Genomic DNA, 3,061 nt, shown 5'->3' with positions numbered 1-3,061 from the left:
GCCCTCGATGGGTGCGCCCAATCAACCCGCCAGTGCCGTGCGCACGCCGTCGATCACGAACTGCACGGCGAGAGCGGCCAGCACCACGCCGAGCAGGCGCGACAACACGACACTGACAGTGGTGCCGACCAGCGTCGCGATATGCGCGGCTAGGAGGAACACGACAAAGCACAGCCCCAGTACGGCTGCGACTACGGCCAGCAAGATACTGAGATGCACGGGATCGCCGTTGGCGCGGCCAGCCAGCAGAATTGTGGCGGCGATCGCGCCCGGGCCCGCCATCAGCGGAATGGCAAGCGGGAAGGCGGCGATGTTGCGCACGCGCTCCTCTATCACTTCCTCTGCTTCTTTCGATTGCCGCTCGATGCGCACGCCGAACACCATTTCCGACGCGATCGAAAACAACAGCAGGCCGCCCGCGATGCGGAAGGCAGGTAGGCCGATCGACAGCGTCCGCAGCAGCCTGTCGCCGATCAACGCGGCACCGGCGAGGATTGCCGCCGCGATCAGGCAGGCGCGCAGCGCCACGGCGCGGCGGGAACGGCTCGGCAGGCCGTTGGTAATGGCTACAAACGTCGGCACCAAGCCGAGTGGATCGACCACGACGACCATCGTCACCATTGCGGAGATCAGGAATTCGAGTGGCATGGGCTTCGCATAGCCAATCGCGGTCTCTCGTGTCAAATAGGCCGCAAAGAACGCCGGCCCATGTGTATTGGCACATCGCAACATTTCACTGCGATGCGGAATTTGGTCGTGGTCGGGGAATAGCGGACATCGATCAAGCCGCGCCGCTTGTTTGGCGGCATTGGCTTGATGGCGGCCCATTCGTAGCCGCTGAGTTCGTAGCGCATGATTCGAGGCCCCGGTTTTTAGAGCTTGAATCACTCCACGGCGGCACCATCGATCTGCAATGGCCCGTCGCGGAGCCGCTAATGCTCCGAATTACTTCCGCCGTCAGCGGCATCGCGAACATGGTCGGACTTGCAGCTGGCTCGCCCCGGTCGTGAATGACCCGGAGCGGACCTGAGTGCACGGCCTGGCGTTGTGGCCAGGTAGGGAATTGTATCTCTGGTCGGGTCTGATTGGAATAAGGTGTTCGGCTTCGCGCCGAGGCAAGGAGGATAAGAAAATGGCTTTGAAGCGTACGAGTATGTTCGGGCTGCTGGTTTCTTTCGGCCTGCTATTCGGCGGGACGGCTCAGGCCGCCACGGTAGTCGCGCTTGGGGCCAGCAACACTTTCGGCAAAGGGGTGTCCCCCGGTCAGTCGTACCCGGCCCAGCTTGAGATACTTCTGCGCGCCAAGGGCCTCAACGCTAACGTCATCAATGCCGGGATTAACGGCGATACGACCGGCGGAATGCTGGCGCGATTGGACAGTGCGGTGCCAAAGGGAACGAGTATTGTGATTCTACAGCCTGGAGGAAACGACAGACGAAAGGGAATGCCCGATCAGACTGGCGAGATTCAGACCCGGTTGCGTGCAATGGGTGTCAAGGTCGTTCTCTTGCCTAACAACATGCTCCGAGGATTGCCGCACCAACCAGACGGGATGCACCTAACCCCGGAAGGTTATCGTATGTTGGCTGAAAAGCTGGCAGGTCAAGTTGCCGGCGCTCTTCGGCATTGACCATGTGCCAACGCTCGGGCGCGCTGCGGTCGCTATCAGGAGGTAAACCGGACCGGACCCGCTCGGCCCAGGCCGGTGGCTTTTGATCCGCAGGCGACATCAACGATACGCAATTTGCGGATGTGAATTGCCCGAAGCGACCGTCGGGCGATACTCAGGCTTGATCCACATCAATGCCGCAACCGACTGGCGACTTAGCCTGCGGGCGCGATCAACACTGCGGTAGTCGATCGCTCGCGATGAGCAGCGAGGGGCGCCGGGCGTTAAGCTTCGCAAGGGGATCGCCGATGTGTTTCTTTTTTAGCTTCATGCCAGCCACGTTTTGCATAACCATTGGCTATTTTGTGCTCTTTGCCTCGTCGAAAGCGGACGATGGGATAAAGTTATTTGGTCGGGTCTTGGCGATCTGGTTTTTTGTGATTGCGGCCTGCATACTCATTGGGGCAGCTTACATTACGCTTGCTGGTTTCTGTCGCATCGAGAACATGGGCTTTTTCAATTGCCCGGGAGTAATAGGGCGATGAACAGTACGCAACCAGCCTTGGCCGAGGGATCACCGACCGAGAAGAGTGAGAAGATCAGTTCATTTAGTTGGGCCATCTTCTTCATCTGGGTCGGGATCGCCGTACTAGCGAATTTGCCTTGGGGATGGTTCCTGCTGGGCGTCGGAATTCTCGTCCTGGCAGCCCAAATTGCCCGCTGGCTGATGGACATGAAGATCGAAGGCTTCTGGGTGGCCTGCGGGACGGTTTTTCTCGCCGGCGGCCTGTGGACGCTTCTTGACCTACCTTGGCCGCTGGCGCCGATATTAATCATTCTACTTGGAGTAGTGTTGCTCGGCAAAGCCGTTATCGGCGTCAGACGCTGACCTCTGAATTCAATGTCCTGAGTCCGACCGGGGAGCCGCCACTTCTCTCTCATCTGGCTTCAGGTCGATGCAGCGTCCTGGTGCGAACCTTATAGCCGCGGCCGGTACATCCGCGACTGCGTCGCCTGCTGGTTCATCCACCACATCGACCGCTGCATGGACCGGTCTGCTTCGGTCTGTGCTATGGCCCGCTGGTTCGACCTGTCCTTCCGGCATTGGACATAAGCTGGCGTTCCCGGATTCGCCCCAGCGCTGCGGCAGGCCGCGTCGTCATTGGCGGCAATCGGCCGCGCTTGCGCTTGCTGCTCGGCGGCGGTCATGCAGGCGCCCAATGGAAGCGCGGCTGCTACAATCAACAGAAGCCGTGAAAAGTGCATTTCCATGGTTCTCTCCCCTGAATTTCTGTCTCATGGACGCAACCAGGAGCAGAAAACCTCTCGTGACGGGAAAGCCTCGGCGACCGCGCCGGCAGCGAAGGGTCTGAAGCTTGTTGCGTGCGGCGGGGGAGGGGTCCATTCCCGTTGGGCAGTTGACGCCAGGACACCGGCGTCCTATGCCGCTGC

5 protein-coding genes are annotated in these 3,061 nt (G+C 60.2%); 2 read left to right on the top strand and 3 right to left on the bottom strand.

Annotated features, from left to right (window positions below; genetic code table 11):
- Positions 1–21: 21 nt before the first annotated feature.
- Positions 22–648 carry a MarC family protein gene (locus tag WCE35_RS16500; protein ID WP_424594400.1) on the bottom strand — a complete coding sequence of 209 codons (627 nt, stop codon included), beginning with the start codon at positions 646–648 and terminating at the stop codon, positions 22–24.
- A 32-nt stretch (positions 649–680) separates the two neighbouring features.
- Positions 681–854 (bottom strand): hypothetical protein, encoded by a 174-nt coding sequence (locus WCE35_RS16495; protein WP_424594399.1) that lies wholly within the window; start codon positions 852–854, stop codon positions 681–683.
- Between the two features lie 278 nt (positions 855–1,132).
- Here WCE35_RS16495 and WCE35_RS16490 point away from each other — a divergent pair, with 278 nt between their 5' ends.
- Together WCE35_RS16490 and WCE35_RS16485 are read left to right on the top strand one after the other, a co-directional pair.
- Complete coding sequence (locus WCE35_RS16490; protein WP_424594398.1) at positions 1,133–1,630, top strand: GDSL-type esterase/lipase family protein; 498 nt, start codon at positions 1,133–1,135, stop codon at positions 1,628–1,630.
- Positions 1,631–2,150: 520 nt separating this feature from the next.
- Positions 2,151–2,498: a hypothetical protein gene (locus WCE35_RS16485; RefSeq protein ID WP_424594397.1), complete on the top strand. Its 348-nt coding sequence runs from the start codon at positions 2,151–2,153 to the stop codon at positions 2,496–2,498.
- 89 nt (positions 2,499–2,587) lie between these two features.
- Here the strand turns inward: WCE35_RS16485 and WCE35_RS16480 are convergent, their stop codons facing one another.
- Positions 2,588–2,881 (bottom strand): hypothetical protein, encoded by a 294-nt coding sequence (locus tag WCE35_RS16480; protein ID WP_424594396.1) that lies wholly within the window; start codon positions 2,879–2,881, stop codon positions 2,588–2,590.
- Positions 2,882–3,061: the final 180 nt, after the last annotated feature.

The sequence above is a fragment of the Bradyrhizobium sp. genome (genome assembly GCF_049691595.1).
GTDB lineage: Bacteria > Pseudomonadota > Alphaproteobacteria > Rhizobiales > Xanthobacteraceae > Bradyrhizobium.
This window is presented reverse-complemented; position numbering and strand designations above follow the sequence as displayed.

Bases quoted from the DNA above. Each gene is read 5' to 3' on its own strand.
- WCE35_RS16500 (WP_424594400.1), bottom strand. From the start codon at position 648: ATGCCACTCGAATTCCTGATCTCCGCAATGGTGACGATGGTCGTCGTG.
- WCE35_RS16495 (WP_424594399.1), bottom strand. From the start codon at position 854: ATGCGCTACGAACTCAGCGGCTACGAATGGGCCGCCATCAAGCCAATG.
- WCE35_RS16490 (WP_424594398.1), top strand. From the start codon at position 1,133: ATGGCTTTGAAGCGTACGAGTATGTTCGGGCTGCTGGTTTCTTTCGGC.
- WCE35_RS16485 (WP_424594397.1), top strand. From the start codon at position 2,151: ATGAACAGTACGCAACCAGCCTTGGCCGAGGGATCACCGACCGAGAAG.
- WCE35_RS16480 (WP_424594396.1), bottom strand. From the start codon at position 2,881: ATGGAAATGCACTTTTCACGGCTTCTGTTGATTGTAGCAGCCGCGCTT.